General features: G+C 72.8%; 20 protein-coding genes. 10 read left to right on the top strand and 10 right to left on the bottom strand.

The window, feature by feature from the left end:
* Nucleotides 1-124 precede the first annotated feature (124 nt).
* The 7 genes from cobM to ACTMTJ_RS36335 form a co-directional block, all read right to left on the bottom strand.
* Nucleotides 125-865 (bottom strand): precorrin-4 C(11)-methyltransferase, encoded by a 741-nt coding sequence (cobM, locus tag ACTMTJ_RS36365; RefSeq protein WP_441223227.1) that lies wholly within the window; start codon nucleotides 863-865, stop codon nucleotides 125-127.
* Nucleotides 865-2,049, bottom strand: a complete 1,185-nt coding sequence (gene cbiE / locus ACTMTJ_RS36360; protein WP_441223226.1) for a precorrin-6y C5,15-methyltransferase (decarboxylating) subunit CbiE — start codon at nucleotides 2,047-2,049, stop codon at nucleotides 865-867. Before cbiE ends, cobM begins: the two co-directional genes overlap by 1 nt.
* Nucleotides 2,042-2,416: a PPOX class F420-dependent oxidoreductase gene (locus tag ACTMTJ_RS36355; protein ID WP_441223225.1), complete on the bottom strand. Its 375-nt coding sequence runs from the start codon at nucleotides 2,414-2,416 to the stop codon at nucleotides 2,042-2,044. The genes cbiE and ACTMTJ_RS36355 overlap by 8 nt, the downstream gene beginning before the upstream one ends.
* Before the next feature lie 206 nt (nucleotides 2,417-2,622).
* Complete coding sequence (locus ACTMTJ_RS36350) at nucleotides 2,623-3,126, bottom strand: hypothetical protein (protein ID WP_441223224.1); 504 nt, start codon at nucleotides 3,124-3,126, stop codon at nucleotides 2,623-2,625.
* Nucleotides 3,127-3,137: 11 nt separating this feature from the next.
* The gene (locus ACTMTJ_RS36345) at nucleotides 3,138-4,766 is read right to left on the bottom strand and encodes a RecQ family ATP-dependent DNA helicase (RefSeq protein WP_441223223.1); all 1,629 of its coding nucleotides are present in this window, start codon (nucleotides 4,764-4,766) and stop codon (nucleotides 3,138-3,140) included.
* Nucleotides 4,767-5,112: 346 nt separating this feature from the next.
* Nucleotides 5,113-5,727: a MarR family winged helix-turn-helix transcriptional regulator gene (locus ACTMTJ_RS36340; RefSeq protein WP_441223222.1), complete on the bottom strand. Its 615-nt coding sequence runs from the start codon at nucleotides 5,725-5,727 to the stop codon at nucleotides 5,113-5,115.
* 137 nt (nucleotides 5,728-5,864) lie between these two features.
* Nucleotides 5,865-6,008: a hypothetical protein gene (locus tag ACTMTJ_RS36335; protein WP_441223221.1), complete on the bottom strand. Its 144-nt coding sequence runs from the start codon at nucleotides 6,006-6,008 to the stop codon at nucleotides 5,865-5,867.
* 166 nt (nucleotides 6,009-6,174) lie between these two features.
* On the opposite strand from ACTMTJ_RS36335, the gene ACTMTJ_RS36330 reads away from it, so the two are divergent.
* The 8 genes from ACTMTJ_RS36330 to ACTMTJ_RS36295 all read left to right on the top strand — a co-directional run bounded on the left by ACTMTJ_RS36330 (nucleotide 6,175) and on the right by ACTMTJ_RS36295 (nucleotide 11,784).
* Nucleotides 6,175-7,668, top strand: a complete 1,494-nt coding sequence (locus ACTMTJ_RS36330; RefSeq protein ID WP_441223220.1) for a glycoside hydrolase family 3 protein — start codon at nucleotides 6,175-6,177, stop codon at nucleotides 7,666-7,668.
* Nucleotides 7,669-7,708: 40 nt separating this feature from the next.
* On the top strand, nucleotides 7,709-8,473 hold the full coding sequence (locus tag ACTMTJ_RS36325) for a DUF6042 family protein (protein ID WP_441223219.1): 765 nt from the start codon (nucleotides 7,709-7,711) through the stop codon (nucleotides 8,471-8,473).
* Between the two features lie 21 nt (nucleotides 8,474-8,494).
* Complete coding sequence (locus ACTMTJ_RS36320; protein ID WP_441223218.1) at nucleotides 8,495-8,821, top strand: hypothetical protein; 327 nt, start codon at nucleotides 8,495-8,497, stop codon at nucleotides 8,819-8,821.
* Nucleotides 8,822-8,884: 63 nt separating this feature from the next.
* Nucleotides 8,885-10,198, top strand: coding sequence for a mechanosensitive ion channel family protein (locus ACTMTJ_RS36315; RefSeq protein ID WP_441223217.1), 1,314 nt, complete (start codon nucleotides 8,885-8,887; stop codon nucleotides 10,196-10,198).
* A gap of 137 nt (nucleotides 10,199-10,335) precedes the next feature.
* On the top strand, nucleotides 10,336-10,785 hold the full coding sequence (locus tag ACTMTJ_RS36310) for a phage holin family protein (RefSeq protein WP_441223216.1): 450 nt from the start codon (nucleotides 10,336-10,338) through the stop codon (nucleotides 10,783-10,785).
* Nucleotides 10,785-11,057, top strand: coding sequence for a DUF3618 domain-containing protein (locus ACTMTJ_RS36305; RefSeq protein WP_441223316.1), 273 nt, complete (start codon nucleotides 10,785-10,787; stop codon nucleotides 11,055-11,057). Before ACTMTJ_RS36310 ends, ACTMTJ_RS36305 begins: the two co-directional genes overlap by 1 nt.
* A 43-nt stretch (nucleotides 11,058-11,100) precedes the next feature.
* A complete protein-coding gene (locus ACTMTJ_RS36300) occupies nucleotides 11,101-11,361 on the top strand; it encodes a DUF4235 domain-containing protein (protein ID WP_441223315.1) in 261 nt (86 codons plus the stop codon).
* 219 nt (nucleotides 11,362-11,580) lie between these two features.
* Nucleotides 11,581-11,784, top strand: a complete 204-nt coding sequence (locus tag ACTMTJ_RS36295) for a cold-shock protein (protein ID WP_173033499.1) — start codon at nucleotides 11,581-11,583, stop codon at nucleotides 11,782-11,784.
* 54 nt (nucleotides 11,785-11,838) lie between these two features.
* On the opposite strand, the gene ACTMTJ_RS36290 is transcribed toward ACTMTJ_RS36295, so the two are convergent.
* Entirely contained in the window at nucleotides 11,839-12,021 is a 183-nt protein-coding gene (locus tag ACTMTJ_RS36290) for a hypothetical protein (RefSeq protein WP_441223314.1), read from the bottom strand.
* A gap of 43 nt (nucleotides 12,022-12,064) precedes the next feature.
* Nucleotides 12,065-13,153, bottom strand: a complete 1,089-nt coding sequence (locus ACTMTJ_RS36285) for an aldo/keto reductase (RefSeq protein WP_441223215.1) — start codon at nucleotides 13,151-13,153, stop codon at nucleotides 12,065-12,067.
* A gap of 55 nt (nucleotides 13,154-13,208) precedes the next feature.
* On the opposite strand from ACTMTJ_RS36285, the gene ACTMTJ_RS36280 reads away from it, so the two are divergent.
* Together ACTMTJ_RS36280 and ACTMTJ_RS36275 are read left to right on the top strand one after the other, a co-directional pair.
* Nucleotides 13,209-13,976: a trans-aconitate 2-methyltransferase gene (locus ACTMTJ_RS36280; RefSeq protein ID WP_441223214.1), complete on the top strand. Its 768-nt coding sequence runs from the start codon at nucleotides 13,209-13,211 to the stop codon at nucleotides 13,974-13,976.
* Nucleotides 13,976-14,998 (top strand): adenosine deaminase, encoded by a 1,023-nt coding sequence (locus ACTMTJ_RS36275; protein WP_441223213.1) that lies wholly within the window; start codon nucleotides 13,976-13,978, stop codon nucleotides 14,996-14,998. Before ACTMTJ_RS36280 ends, ACTMTJ_RS36275 begins: the two co-directional genes overlap by 1 nt.
* 127 nt (nucleotides 14,999-15,125) lie before the next feature.
* On the opposite strand, the gene ACTMTJ_RS36270 is transcribed toward ACTMTJ_RS36275, so the two are convergent.
* Nucleotides 15,126-15,341 carry a hypothetical protein gene (locus tag ACTMTJ_RS36270; protein WP_441223212.1) on the bottom strand — a complete coding sequence of 72 codons (216 nt, stop codon included), beginning with the start codon at nucleotides 15,339-15,341 and terminating at the stop codon, nucleotides 15,126-15,128.
* Nucleotides 15,342-15,356 lie beyond the last annotated feature (15 nt).

The raw sequence follows: 15,356 nt of genomic DNA, 5'->3' as shown, positions 1-15,356 counted from the left end.
CGAAGCGAAGGTCCGCTCGCGGCGGCCAACCGGAACTACTCGCCGCGACACCGCCCATCCAGCCGTCCGCCGATCAAGGCCTTCGCGGGCCGGACAGCCCACTGATTCCGGCTCGCGCGGCCGCTCAGCGTGCGCGGGCGGCGGAGTAGAGGTGGCTGTCGGGGAAGTCGGCGGCCGTCAGCGTGCGGCCGACCACGATGACCGCCGTGCGCTTGACGCCCGCGGCGGCCACCTGTTCGGCCATCGTGGACAGTGGGCCGCGGAGGATCATCTCGTCGTCGCGGGAGGCGTAGGCGACCACGGCCGCCGGGCAGTCGGGGCCGTAGAAGGGCGTCAGCGTCGCCACCACCTCGTCGACGCGCTGGACGGCCAGGTGGAGCACCAGCACCGCGCGGCTCGCCGCCAGCGTGGCGAGGTCTTCGCCGGGGGGCATGGGGGTAGCCTGCCCGGTCACCCTTGTGAGGATCACGGTCTGGCCGACGCCGGGCACGGTGAGCTCGCGGCCGAGAGAAGCGGCGGCCGCGGCGAAGGCGGGCACGCCCGGCGTGACGTCGTAGGGGATGCCGGCGGCGTCCAGGCGGCGCATCTGCTCGGCCATCGCGCTGTAGATGGACGGGTCGCCGGAGTGGAGGCGGGCGACGTCGTGGCCGGCCGCGTGGGCGGCGACCAGCTCGGCGACGATCTCGTCGAGCGTCAGCCTCGCCGTGTCCACCTTGCGGGCGCCGGGTGGGCAGACGTCCAGCAGGGCGGCCGGGACCAGGCTGCCGGCGTAGAGGCAGACCGGGCTGGCGGCGACGAGGTCGCGGCCGCGCACCGTGATGAGATCCGCGGCGCCGGGGCCGGCGCCGATGAAGTGGACGGTCATCAGCGCACCGCCGACCATTGCACGACCGGCAGCGCGGGGCGCCACGCGGTGAAGCCGCCCACCGCGCCGGCGCGGCTCACCTCGATCCGGGTCAGGTCGCCGCCGACCTTGGCGTGCCACGTGGCCAGCACCGCCTCGGATTCGAGCGTCACCGCGTTGGCGACCAGGCGGGCGCCGGGGGAGAGGGCGGCCCAGCAGGCTTCGACCATGCCGGGCTCGGTGACGCCGCCGCCGATGAAGACGGCGTCCGGAGGCGGCAGGCCGGCAAGCGCGGCCGGTGCCTGACCTTCCACGATGGACAGCGTGGGAACGCCCAGGGACAACGAGTTTTCGCGGATCCGGGCGGCGCGGGACGGCTCGGCCTCGACGGCCACCGCGCGGCAGGAGGGGTGGGTGCGCATCCACTCGATGGCGACGCTTCCCGCGCCGGCGCCGACGTCCCACAGAAGCTGGCCGGGGGCCGGTGCCAAGCGGGCCAGCGTGACAGCGCGGACCTCGCGCTTGGTCAGCTGTCCATCGTGGACGTAGGCGTCGTCGGGCAGACCGGGCACGGGCGGCAGGAAGGCGTCGCCGACGCACTCCACCGCCACGATGGTCAGCGGATCGAGAGCGTCCCATATGGACAGTGGCGTGCCCCGCGTCACCCGCTCACCCGGGCCGCCCAGCTGTTCCAGAACCGTCAACCTACTCGCTTCGTACCCCCGGCTGGAAAGAAGGACCCCGACGGAGGTGGCGGCCGCCCCCAGGATCAGGATGCGGCGGCCGGGGGTGATGTGTGGGTTGAGGAGCTCGACCGGGCGGCCGACCAGACCGACCACCTCGACCTCCTCCATGGCCCAGCCCAGGCGGGCGCAGGCGAGGGAGATGGACGACGCGGCCGGGAGCACGGTGACGTTGCCGGGGCCGAGGATGCGCAGGACGGCGGCGCCGATGCCGTGGTGCATGGGGTCGCCGCTGGCCAGGACGCACACCCGCCGGCCGCGGTGTGCCGCCAACAGCCCCGGTAGGGCGGGCATCAGCGGCGAGGGCCACGCGACCCGCTCGCCGGGCACGAGCTCGGGGAGCAGGTCGAGCTGGCGGCGACTTCCCATCAGGGCATCCGCTTCGCGGAGAAGGGAATGGGCGGCCGGCGACAGGCCGGGCCAGCCGTCCGCGCCGATGCCGACCACGCAGACCTCAGGCATTGCCGAGCACCCGCGTCACCGTGATCTCGATGACGACGCGCTTGGGATTGGCGCGGGGGACGCGGTAGCGCTCGGCGTAGCGGCGTTCGGCCTCGGCGACGGCGGCCGGGTCGTCGCGGACCACCGCGCGGCCCTCCAGCGTCGACCAGCGGCGGCCGTCCAGTTGGCAGACGGCGACCCGTCCGGTGGCGGCGGCGTTGCGGGCCTTGCGGGAGTCGCGGGAGGTGATGACGCGGGCGATGCCGGCCTCCGGGTCGAGCGTCACGCCGACCGGGGTCACGTGTGGCGAGCCGTCCGGGCGGAGGGTGGTGAGCGTGCCGAGGTGCCGCTCACGCCAGAAGCTCAGGAAAGACTCGCCCGCCAACACCAGCAGGAGACTAGCCGAGGCGGAAGTCCACCACCCGCACGGCCATCGCCGGCCGCGTCAAGCACGATCCGCGAGCGCCCGAAAGCCCCCAACGCCACCGGGATCTCGGTCTTGCGCCACGTGCCCCTCGCGGCGGACGTGGAAGGCGCGGCCGGACGAGATGCGCTGCACGGCGCACCGGGTCATCTTACATCTAAGAGCGTCGATTAGTCGTTGAAGACCTTGGCGAGGGCGTCGCGGAACCGGCGCTCGGGCTCGGTGACGATGTCGCCGCCGATGCCCAGCATGCCGCCCGAGGGCGCCGCGGTGACCACCTGCTCGGCCACGCTGACGAGCCAGTGCGCGTAGGCGCCGGCCTCGCCCTCGTCGACCTTGCCGCGCAGCAGCGCCGCGGCCGCGGCGGCCCGGTCGAGCACGTCCGCGATGTACGCCTCCGGGTCCTGCGGGCTGAGCACGGGCAGCTCTTCGCCGGCCTCCGGGTCACCCGCCCGCGTCACGACCTCCTGCGCCACGGCGGCGACGAGCGGGCTGGCGCCCTCGCGGCCGCCGGCCACCGCCTCCAGGCCGGCCGCGCTCTCGGCGAGCGTGCGGCGGGTGCCGTCGGACTCGGCCGCGCTCGCGGCGGTCAGCACCGCGAGCGGGAGGCCGGTGAGCAGGCCCCACTCCTCGTCGGAGAAGCCGAGGGACGAGTACACCGGTTGTTCGGTCACGGGAGCGCCTTTCATCCTGTCTCTGCCACCAGCAGCCCTTGGTCACGGACGACCGGCACCGACAGAGTCTTGTACCCGACGTCGTCGAACAGAACCGTCATCTTGTCCGACTCGTACGCGAGCACCATACCCACCCCCCACTCGGCGTGTCGCACGGTGCTGTGCAGGGGAAACGGGCCGCGGACCCTGGGCTGCCTGGCCGGGCCCGCGGCGCAGTTGTCGCAGTGGCCGCACGGGCGGGGGAGGTGCTCGCCGAAGTACGCCAGCAGCGCCTGCCCGCGACACGACCCGCTCTCCGCGAACGCACGCATCATGTCGGTGCGCGACCGCTGTACCGCCTGCTGCCGCTCCGCCTCGGCCAGCGCGGCGCGGGCGGCGTCGACCGGCTCGGGGGCGTAGCGCGGCGCGGTCAGCTTCTGACCCACGGTGGTCGCCGCGCCCACCTGCTCCAGCAGGCCGAGCAGCTGGCCCAGCTTGCGGGTGCCGAGCCCGGTGCGCTCGCGCAGGGCGGTGCGGGTGAGCTTGTCGGTACGCAGCACCGCGGCCAGGTCGCGCAGCTCGGTCTGGTCCGGCGCGCCACCGGTGAAGAACCGCTGGAGCGCCATGTCCTCGGCCCGCCACAGCAGCAGCGCGCGAGCCGGCGCGCCGTCCCGCCCGGCGCGGCCGATCTCCTGCTGGTAGCTGTCCGGCGAGTCGGGGAGCGCCACGTGCGCCACCCACCGGATGTCCGGCTTGTCGATGCCCATGCCGAACGCCGAGGTCGCGACCATCACGGGCACCCGCCCGGCCAGGAAGTCCTCGTGCCGCCGCTCGCGCACACCCGCGGCCATGCCACCGTGGTATGCCTCCGCGGCGAACCCGGCCGCCGACAGCCGCTCACCCAGCTCCTCGGCGGTGCGGCGGGTCGGCACGTAGACGATGCCGGTGCCGGTGTCCTCGCGCAGGAGGGCGAGCAGGCGGCGCCACCGGTACTCCTCGTCCGGGCAGTGCGCCACCTCGAGGAACAGGTTGGGCCGGTCGAGCCCGGAAACCCCCACGAGCGGGTCGCGCAGCCGGAGCCGCTCGACGATGTCGTCGCGCACCGGCGGCGAGGCGGTGGCGGTCAACGCCACGACCGGCGGCCGGCCGATGCCCTCGATGAGGTGGCCGAGCGCGAGGTAGTCGGGGCGGAAGTCGTACCCCCACGCGGAGATGCAGTGCGCCTCGTCGACCGCCACCAGCGCGGGCCGGAGCGCCTTCACCTCGGCCAGCCGCGCCGGGTCGGTGAGCTGCTCCGGCGTGATGAACAGAAACCGGGCGAGCCCCTTGCGCACCGCCTCCAGGGCCGCCGACCGCTGGCCGGGCGTCTCCGCGGAGCTGACCCGGACCGCGGCCATGCCGGGGCGGTCGTTGAGCGCGTTGATCTGGTCCTGCTGGAGGGCCAGCAGCGGCGAGATCACCACGGTCGGCCCGGACAGCATCATGGCCGGGACCTGATAGACGGCGGACTTGCCGCCGCCGGTCGGCAACACGACCAGCGCGTCCCGGCCGCGCAGCACCGCGCGCATGGGGGCGAGCTGGCCCGGGCGCAGGCGCCGCCAGCCGAAGTGGGTGCGGGCGGCACGGCGTAGCCGCCGGGAGAGGGGGAGAGGAAGTCTCATGGCGGGCCCATCGTGCCCCGGCGATGCCACCCGCAAACGGCCGGGGTCGATGCCACCCGACCCAAACAGGATCAAGAGCAGGATCCGAGCTACCGCGATGTCCGCCGTGGTCCAGACCGTCGCTCCCGCGGCCTCACCCGTCCGCTGCTGGTCGCGGTCGCCCCTTTGCCTCCGGCGGGTGCGCGGCCCGCGCCACGCGGTGGAGCGGTGTTTGTCCACAATGCCCGTTGCCGAATGGGCGGTGGGAGATCAAAAACGGGGCGTCGTCGCCCTGAGTAACCGTTTCCCGGGGACCCCGCGCGGCGGTCGGGACCACGACGGGCGTCGCGGTAGCTCGGATCTTTGTCTAGGCGGCGTTGTCGGGGCGGACGGGGCCTTCGCCGGGCTGGCCTTCGGGACAGCGGAGGCGCAGGTACTGGTGGCCGAAGGGCTTGTCGATCAGCCAACAGTGGTGTGGCTCGTCGGTGCCGGGATGGGCGTATCCGTCGAAGAAGCGGCAGGTGACGCACATCTTGGTGACCGGGATCTGGCCTTCGCGCTGCATCCGGCGGATATGGCCGGCGACCACGCCGAGCAGCTGGTGCTGGCCCTCGTGGTCGAGGTTGTGCAGCTCGGCGAGCAGGTCGGCGGCCCAGTTGAGCAGCTCCGGTGCCTGCGCGCGGCCCTTTTCGGTCAGTGCGATGCGCACCGCGTGCGGGGCGTACGACGGGGAGGGGTCGACCGAGACGAGGCCCTCGCGGGCCAGTGTCGCGATCGCCGACATCGTCGCGTGGGTGGTCAGGCCGACGTCGGCCGAGAGCTCGGACAGCGGGTAGACCTCACTGCGGCGGCTCAACAGCAGCAGCACCTGCTGCTGTGCGATGGTGCGCTCCAGCTCGGCCGGGCGTTCGGCGGCCTGGACGGCTACCGCCACTCGGGTCAGGCCCGTGGCCAGCTGGCGGGCAGAGTTTTCCAGGTCCACGCCTATCTATCCCTGGGGTTGGCGACACATGGGGGAGGGGGTACGCGCCACCCGTACCGGCCGTCACGTTACTCCGGCGGAACGTGGCGAGACAGTCACAGATGCGCGGCGGGTTTCTCAGCGGATCCTTAACCGGGTCATTTGCCCTTGCCGAACATCGACCGGATCGCGGCCAGCAGCAGGAGCGCGCCGAGGATCGACCCGACGACGCGGACGGCCGGGATGTCGAACCAGCTCCGGTCCTCGGCGGCGATCGTGACGGCCGAGAGCAACGCGTCCATCCTCGGACTCTCTCATGGCGGGGCAAGAGGGCATATCACCACAAAGGCTGGCCCGGCCGGTGAGACTTAATAGAAAGGTTTATTGACTATTTCCTGGATCCGGTGTGACCATGGCATCTACCCGCCGGAGCGGCGGTGTCTGTCCACTATGGAGTACGGGGGCCACATGTCGGAGACCAGCCGGGACCTGCTTCGCCTCGCCGGTGCCGTGTTGCAGCCGGGGTTCGAGGGAACGCTCCCTCCGCCCTGGGTGTGCCGCTGGCTGGGCGAGGGCCTGGGCGGCGTGGCCCTCTTCGGCCGCAACTTCGCCAGCCCCGCCCAGGTCGCCGAGCTCACCGCCGCGCTCCGCGCCGAGCGGCCGGACGTGATCGTCGCGGTCGACGAGGAGGCCGGCGACGTCACCCGCTTCGAGACGTGGCAGGGCAGCTCGCGGCCCGGCAACCTGGCGCTCGGCGCGGTCGACGACGTGGTGCTGACCGAGGCGGTCGCCCGCGACCTGGGCCACGACCTCGCCGCCGCCGGGATCACGCTCGACTACGCGCCGGACGCCGACGTCAACAACAACCCGGACAACCCGGTCATCGGCGTGCGGGCCTTCGGCGCCGACCCGGACCTCGTCGCGCGGCACACCGCCGCCTGGATCACCGGGCTCCAGTCGGCCGGGGTCGCGGCCTGCGCCAAGCACTTCCCCGGGCACGGCGACACGAGCGTCGACTCGCATGTGGACGTGCCGCGGATCGGGTCCTCGCGGGCCGAGCTGGACGAGCGGGAGCTGCCGCCGTTCCGGGCGGCGATCGCGGCGGGCGTACAGGCGATCATGACCGGCCACCTGCTCGTCCCGGCCGTCGACCCGGACCGGCCGGCGACGCTGAGCCGCCTGGTCCTCACCGACCTGCTCCGCGACGAGCTGGGCTTCGCCGGCACGGTGATCACCGACGGCATCGAGATGCGGGCGCTGCGGTCGCGGTACGGGCTGGAGGGCGCGGCCGTCCAGGCCCTCGCCGCCGGCGTCGACGCGATCTGTGTGGGCGGCGACCACGCCGACGAGGCGACCGCCACCCGGCTGCGGGACGCGATCGTCGCCGCGGTCACCGCGGGCGAGTTGCCCGAGGAGCGGCTGGCCGAGGCGGCCAAGCGGGTCGAGCAGCTGGCCGCCTGGACCGCGCAGGCGCGGGCCACCGCCGTGCCCGACCGGCCGGACGGGATCCCGGTCGGCCTCGCCGGCGCGCGCCGCGCGGTCCGCGTCTCCGGTGCCGCGCCCGCCCTGCCGCTGGCCGAGGCGCCGCACGTGGTGGAGTTCGAGCCGCCGCGCAACTTCGCGATCGGCCCGGAGACCCCGTGGGGCGTGGCCGTGCCGCTCGCGGCGCTGCTGCCCGGCACGACCGCGGCGCGGCTCTCCGCCGACGAGGCCGGCGCCGACTTCCTCACCGCCGCACGCGGACGGCCGCTGGTGCTCGTCGTCCGCGACGTCCACCGGTACGAGTGGATGGCGCGCGCCGTGACCACCGCGCTGGCCGCCCGGCCGGACGCGGTGGTCGTGGAGATGGGGGTGCCGGCGTCGGTGCTGGGCGCGACCCACCTGGCCACCTTCGGCGCCACCCGGGCCAACGCCGAGGCGGCGGCGGAGGTGCTGGCGGGCAGCTTCGTCCACAGCGGATAGTGCCCCCACGGATACGCGCTGTGGCGCTATCGTCCTTCCCGTGGCCACCGAATGGCAGCGCGCGGTCATGGTGCCGTCGTGGATCCGTTGGCTGCCTTGCTCGTTCGCCTACCTCACGGTCGTGCCCGACCAGCACCGTTTCTCCCGCAAGGCCTGGTCGATGCTGCCGTGGGACAAGGCGGTCTGGTGCGACCCCGGCTCGGTCGACGAGTGGGTCGCGCAGGCCCAGCGCCACCACCCCCGCCGCGAGGCCGACCACGCCGAGCTTCAGGCGCGCGAGCACTACGACCGGGTGGTGCGGGTGCGCGCCGCGCGGGTCGAGCTGTTCGCCGAGATGTGCCGCCGCCGCGGCCTCCCGGTGCCGTACACGCTGGAGGAGCTGCTCTCCTGCCTCGTCGGGTTCGGACTGTTCGAGATGGACGGTGAGTGGCTGACGCCGCGCCTGGAGCGAAACCCGATCGAGGTGCTGCCGCTCGCCGGCGAGGAGATCGTCGACGAGGAGCGGGCCCAGCGCGACGACCGCACCGTGCTCGTCGCGATCACCCTTCGCGAGCTGGCCGAGCGGAGCCGCCCGCGGTGGCGGCGCCGGCAGGTGGCCGCCGACCTGCGGGCGTTCGCGAGGGCGCTGCGCATGCCGGAGGCCGAGGTGCGGCGGGCGCTCGCCCAGCTCAGTGAGCTCGCCGGCCTCCAAGTCGAGCCGCCGCCCGACGTGGCGCGCGATCGGGTGCGGATCACGGTGGCCTGGCCGTCGTTCGCCCGCCGCTTTCCCTTCGACGATCTACCGGCGCCAGAGCACGCGGTTTGATCGCCCCGTACCCTTGGCGGCGTGACGAAGCGACTGACCGCCCGCGTGGCGATCGGCCTGGCACTCGCCGCCGCCGTTCTGGCCGGGTGTAGTTCCGAGGGTGCCGACACCGACTGTGGCCTCGACCAGTGCACGGTGACGTTCGACAGAGGGGTGGACGCCCAGGCCAGTGTGCTGGGTGTGGACGCCAAGCTGGTCAACGCGGAGGGCGACAAGGTGACCCTCGAGGTGGCCGGAGAGCAGCTCACGCTGACCACCGGCCAGGGCGGCACGGAGGTGGCCGGCCTCAACGTCACGCTGGAGAGCGTGACCGACAGCAACGTAGTGGTGAAGATCGCCCGACCTTAGGCTGGTTGGTCCCTGTTTGATCGGGCATCGTAGCTTCCTGGCCTGATTCGAAGGGGATGGGACGTGGATACCCTGCTGTGGGCGGTCCTGGCGACGCTCGGCGCCGCCGCGCTCGCCCTGGCGGCGGTGGAGGTGGTCCACCGGGTCGTGCGGCGGCTCGGGCGGCGTTCGGTCCTCCTGCGCGAGCTTTCCGACCACGCCCACCGCCCGTTCCAGGTGGCGATGACCGCCCTCGCCGTAGAGGCCGGGGTGCGCGCCACCGGCGGCGACTTCGCCGGCCGCTCCGTCGTGGTGCACCTGCTCGTCCTCGCCACGATCGCCGGTTTCGCCTGGCTGCTCGGCGCGCTGGCGCTGGTGGTCGAGGACGTCGCCCTGTCCCGGGTACGCACCGACGTGCCGGACAACCTGCGCGCCCGCAAGCTCCAGACGCAGGTGCGGCTGCTGCGCCGGGTGACGGTGGCGGCGGTAGTGGTGATCACGTTCGGCGTGATGCTGATGACCTTCCCGCACGTGCGCGCGGTGGGCGCCAGCCTGCTCGCCTCGGCCGGCATCATCGGCGTGGTGGCCGCCCTGGCCGCGCAGAGCACCCTCGGCAACATCTTCGCCGGGCTCCAGCTCACGTTCAGCGACGCGCTGCGCCTCGACGACGTGGTGGTGGTCGAAGACGAGTGGGGGCGGATCGAGGAGCTCACGCTGACGACCGTCGTCGTGCAGATCTGGGACGACCGGCGGCTGATCATGCCGACCACGTACTTCACCACGCGGCCGTTCCAGAACTGGACGCGTACCGGCTCGGCGGTCCTCGGCACGGCCGAGTTCGACCTGGACTGGGCCGTCCCGGTGCAGGACATGCGCGAGGAGCTGCGCACGCTGCTGGAGGGCAGCCAGCTGTGGGACGGCCGGGTGTGCGTGCTCCAGGTGACCGACGCGGTCGGCGGCATGATCCGGGTACGCGCGCTGGTGAGCGCCAACGACGCGCCCACGCTCTGGGACCTGCGCTGCCTGGTCCGCGAGCACTTCGTCGGCTGGATCCGCGACCGCCAGCCCACCTCGCTGCCCCGGGTGCGGGCCGAGGTCGGCGACGGCGCCAACCGGCTGGCCTGGCAGTGGGTGCGCCCGTCGACCGCGCACGACGTCCGCCCCAGCCGGCGCGGCCTACCGACCGAGCCGGACGACGACGCCAGGGTCTTCGGCGGCAGCCCCGAGGCGGAGGCGCGGGCGGCCGACTTCGAGGGGCCGGTGGCCGACGACCGCCGCTCCGACGAGCGCGGCGACGAGGACGGCGGGACTCGGCAGCCCGACCCCACAGCGAGCGGAGCGAGCGCAGCCAACTCGGGCCCGCCCGAACGGTCGGACGCGGACGAGTCGCGAACCTGAGCCAGCGTGGTTGGAGGCCTCCTAAGCTGGGCATTGAACTTTTTTGAACCCGAACGGCGCGGCGCCCGCGTCGCGCACGAACCGTAAGTTGAGGTTCAAAAAGGTTCATAGCACCACGGAGGGTGAAGGAGGACGCCATGGCTGATGTTCTCGAACGCGGTCCGGCCCGCCCGTTGAGTGAGCAGTCCACCGCCGAGCTGGTGCAACGTGCCAGCGAACAGATCTCTTTGCTGGTCCGCGACGAGCTGGCGCTCGCCAAGGCCGAGCTCGCCGAGAAGGGCAAGCACGCCGGGATCGGCATCGGCCTCTTCGGCGGCGCGGGCGCGTTCGCCTTCTACGGCGTCGGTGCGCTGATCGCCACCGGCATCCTCCTGCTCGCGCTCGTCATGCCGGCGTGGCTCGCCGCGCTGATCGTGACCGTCGCGCTCTTCCTCTGCGCTGGGATAATGGCTTTCGTCGGCAAGCGGCAGGTGAGCCGGGCCGTGCCGCCCGTACCCGAGGCGGCCGCGTCCGGGCTGAAGGCCGACGTCGACACGGTCAAGGAGGCCGTGCGGACGCGGGCCAACGGCCATGGCGAGGGGGCGTGATGGTTTCGACGAACGGCAAGGTCTCCACCAACGGCAAGGTGGACACCGAGGCCTTGCGGGCGGAGATCCGGCAGACGCGGGCGGAGCTGGGCGAGACGGTCCAGGCCCTGGCCGCGAAGGCCGACGTCAAGGCCCGGGTACGCGGCTCGGTGGCGCACACCGCCGAGCGGGCCCGGGAAAACCGCGCCCAGCTCGTGGCGGCCGCGACGGCCGTGACAGGTGTGCTGGCCGCGATCGTGGTGCTCATGGTGGTGCGTAAGCGCTCGCGCTGAGAGCGAGCAGTCCAGTCAGGAGGGGGAGGACCCGGTGGCCAAGGTGAGCAAGGTGGCGTACAAGCCGGTGGGGATGCTGCTGGGCATCGGTGCCGGCATCGTGGCCGGGGCGATCTTCAAGCAGATCTGGAAAATCGCGGCGGGCGACGACGAGGCACCGGACGCGACCGACGAGGAGCGCGGCTGGGGCGAGATCCTGGCCGCCGCGGCCCTCCAGGGAGCGATATTCGCCGTGGTCAAGGCCGCTGTGGACCGGGGCGGGGCGAGCGGCGTGCGCCGTCTGACCGGTCGATGGCCGGCCTGAAACTGTCTCGGGTTTCCCCTTGTTAACGGCGGATCAGGTCACATGTCGGAGAATTTCCTCCGGTAGACTGTGCGAAGTTTTTGCGTACGTGGTTTGCTGTTCCACGCTGTTCTAGACACGGCGTGGTTGGGAAGACTCCTTCTCGGCGCCAGTGCTCGAAAACGGCCAACCGGCCGCCGCACGGTGTGCTCGGCCGCCAGTTTCAGAAGGAGATACAGCATGGCGCAGGGAACCGTGAAGTGGTTCAACGCAGACAAGGGCTTCGGCTTCATCACCGTTGACGGCGGGGGTTCCGACGTCTTCGTCCACTTCTCGGCGATCCAGACCAGCGGTTACCGGACGCTGGAGGAAAACCAGCGGGTGGAGTTCGAGATCGCCCAGGGCCAGAAGGGCCCGCAGGCCGAGCAGGTCCGCCCCATCTGATCGAGCCTCGACCGCATCGAGCCCCCACGGCCAGCCGGTCGTGGGGGCTCGATGCTATCGACTCTCCGGCGGGATCTGGCGCCGCCGGATGCGCAGGCCGATCCCGACCAGCGTCAGCCCGGCCAGGGCCACGATCGGGCCGATGACCGCCCAGGTGCGATCGTCGGTCATCACGCTGCCGGACAGGTAGCCCAGCCCCTGCAACGTCCAGACGGCGCCCACCACGATGGCGAGCATGCCGAGCGCGAGTGGCAACCACGCCTTCACGGCCTTGCCTCCCTTACCAGCGGTCGTGGATTAGGGGGCGGATCAGACTGTCGTACACCTCGGCGACGGCGGCGTGCGCCTCAGGGGTCAAGGGTGCCAGGTCGGCGGCCGCCGCGTTGGCCCTTGCCTGCTCCGGGCCGCGGGCACCGGGGATCACCACGGTCACGCCCGGCTGGTCGACGATCCACCGCAGCGCCCACTGGGCCATCGTGGCACCCGGCGGGACCAGCGGCTTCAGCCGGCGCACGGCTTCCAGGCCCACCTCGTACGGCACGCCGGAGAACGTCTCACCCACGTCGAACGACTCGCCGTGCCGGTTGTAGTTGCGGTGGTCGTCGGCGCCGAACGTGGTGTGCTCGTCGTACCGCCCGGAGAGCAGCCCGCTGGCGAGCGGCACCCGGGCGATGATGCCCACGCCGGCGGCGGCCGCGGCGGGCAGCACCGCCTCGAGGGGCTTGTGGCGCAGGGCGTTGAGGATGATCTGGACGCTCGCCACACCGGGGCGGGCGATGGCGGTGAGCGCCTCGTCGACCCGCTCGACGCTCACCCCGTACGCCGCGATCCGCTTCTCCTGCACCAGCGTGTCGAGCGCGTCGAAGACGGCGTCCGTCGAGTACACCGGCGTGGGCGGGCAGTGCAGCTGCACCAGGTCGAGGGTGTCGACGCCGAGGTTGGCGCGGGAGCGGTCGTTCCAGGCCCGGAAGGCGTCGAGGTTGTACGCGGACAGCTCCTGCGGCACGCGCCGGCCCATCTTGGTGGCCACGGTCAGGCCCGGCCCGCGCTGTTGGTTGGCGCTCGCTTCGCTCGCTGACGGCCCCGGGCGGCCGGCGCCGTCCGCCCTCGTCGCTGCGCTCCTCGGGTCGGACGTTGCCGACCCCGCGGCCTTGTGCTGGCGCAGGAAACGGCCGATGATCTGCTCGCTGCGCCCGTCGCCGTAGACGTCGGCGGTGTCCAGGAACGTGACGCCGGCGTCGACCGCGGCCGCCAGGGTGGCGAAGGCGGCCTCCTCGCTCACCTCGCCCCAGTCCGCCCCGAGCTGCCAGGCACCGAGTCCGATCACTCCCGCGTCGCGGCCGAGCCGCCCGAAGTTGCGCTTCTCCACGCGGACACAGTAGCGGTAGTCTAAGCAAGACGTACGTACGGTTTGGGGGTTTGACGTGTGGGATCCGGCTACCTACCTGCGGTTCGGTGACGAGCGCTCACGGCCGTTCTTCGACCTGATGGCCCGCGTCGGCGCCGCCGAGCCGCGCGCGGTCGTCGACCTCGGCTGCGGCCCGGGCAACCTCACGGCCACGCTCGCCGCACGCTGGCCAGGCGCCCGCCTGCGCGGCGTCGACTCGTCGGCCGAGATGATCGAAAAGGCGCGCGCCGAGCGGTACCCGGTGGATTTCGAGGTGGGCGACCTGCGCGAGTGGACCCCGGAGGCCGACCACGACGTGGTCGTCTCCAACGCCGCGCTCCAGTGGGTGCCCGGCCACGAGGAGCTGCTGCCCCGCTGGGTGGCGGCGCTGCCGGCCGGGGCGTGGCTGGCCGTGCAGGTGCCCGGCAACTTCGACGCCCCCTCCCACGTCGCGCTGCGCGCGCTGACCGTCGAGGCCGGCCTGGGCGACCTCGCGCGCGACGCCCCCGTGCTCGACCCGGCCGGCTACGCCGACGTGCTTGCCGGCGCCGGGTGCGCGGTCGACGCGTGGGAGACCACCTACCTGCACCGGCTGCCCGTCGTGCCCGGCGCCGACCACCCGGTGCTGACCTGGATGGAGGGCACCGCGCTGCGACCGGTACGCGCGGCGCTCAGCCCGGACGGCTGGGCAGTGTTCCGCGACACGCTCGCCAGACGCCTCGCGTCGGCCTACCCGGCGCGCGGTAACGTCGTCTCCTTCCCGTTCCGACGGATCTTCTTCGTGGCACGTACGCAGGGGGACTGATGCTGGAGTCGTTCATCGCCGGGTTGCCCAAGGTGGAGCTGCACGTCCACCACGTCGGCTCGGCGGCGCCCCGGATCGTGGCCGAGCTCGCCGCCCGCCACGAGGGCCGCACGCCGGTGCCGGCCGACCCGCAGGCGGTGGCTCGCTATTTCGAGTTCCGCGACTTCGCCCACTTCATCGAGATCTACCTGAGCGTCGTCGACCTCATCCGCGAGCCCGAGGACGTGCGCATCCTGACCTACGAGGTGGGCCGTGAGCTCGCCCGCCAGCAGGTGCGCTACGCCGAGCTGACCGTCACGCCTTACTCGCACGTCTCGCGCGGCATCCCCGCGGCCGAGTTCTGCGCGGCGATCGAAGACGCGCGGGTGCGGGCCGAGGCCGAGCTGGGCATCGTGCTGCGCTGGTGCTTCGACATCCCCGGCGAGGCCGGCCTGCCCTCGGCCGAGGAGACGCTGGCCATCGCGCTCGACCACCGGCCGGACGGGCTCGTCAGCTTCGGGCTGGGCGGGCCCGAGGTCGGCGTGCCGCGCCCCCAGTTCAAGCCCTACTTCGACAAGGCCCGCGCGGCAGGCCTGCGCTCGGTGCCACACGCGGGCGAGACCACCGGCCCGGAGACGATCTGGGACGCGGTGCGCGAGCTGGGCGCCGAGCGGATCGGCCACGGCATCGCGGCGGCCAAGGACGAGCGGCTGATGGCCTACCTGGCCGAGCACCGCATCCCGCTGGAGGTCTGCCCGACGTCCAATGTGCGCACCCGGGCGGTCGCCTCCCTGGACGAGCACCCGCTGCCTGTCCTGCGCGCGGCCGGCGTGCCGGTCACGGTCAACTCCGACGACCCCCCGATGTTCGGCACGACGCTCAACGACGAGTACGCGGTCGCGGCCCGCCTGCTCGACCTGGACGAGGCCGGGGTAGCGGACCTGGCGCGCGACGCGGTCGCCGCGTCCTTCATGCCCGCGGCCGACAAAGCCCGAATCTCCGCCGAGATCGACGCCTACTTGGCCGCTCACCGCGCGCCGTAACGCCTCCGCGGTCGGGGCGGCCTCCGCGTCCACATTGTCCTTTGCCGTCTTGGGCTTGCACCGCGGACCCGGCGGCCCGCGGGAGCATGCGGTCCACAGCTGACGCGGACGTGGGCAAATAGATCTTCTAAAGGGCGTAGAGGGGGTCCTGCCAGCAGGCCAGGACGGCCAGGATGATGCCGACCACGACCGCGAACCAGCGGATGAGCCGGCGGGAGCCGCGCCGCCGCTCTTCGGGCTCGATATCCATCGTGGCTGCCGGGGGCGGCGGTGGTGGGAGCTGGACCGAGGGGCCCGGCCGGCGCCAGGGTGAGGGCGTTGCCGCGCGGCTGCGTTCCGTCACGTGCCCTCCTCGTAG

Source organism: Phytohabitans sp. LJ34 (assembly GCF_052068095.1).
Classification (GTDB): Bacteria; Actinomycetota; Actinomycetes; order Mycobacteriales; family Micromonosporaceae; genus Phytohabitans.
This window is presented reverse-complemented; position numbering and strand designations above follow the sequence as displayed.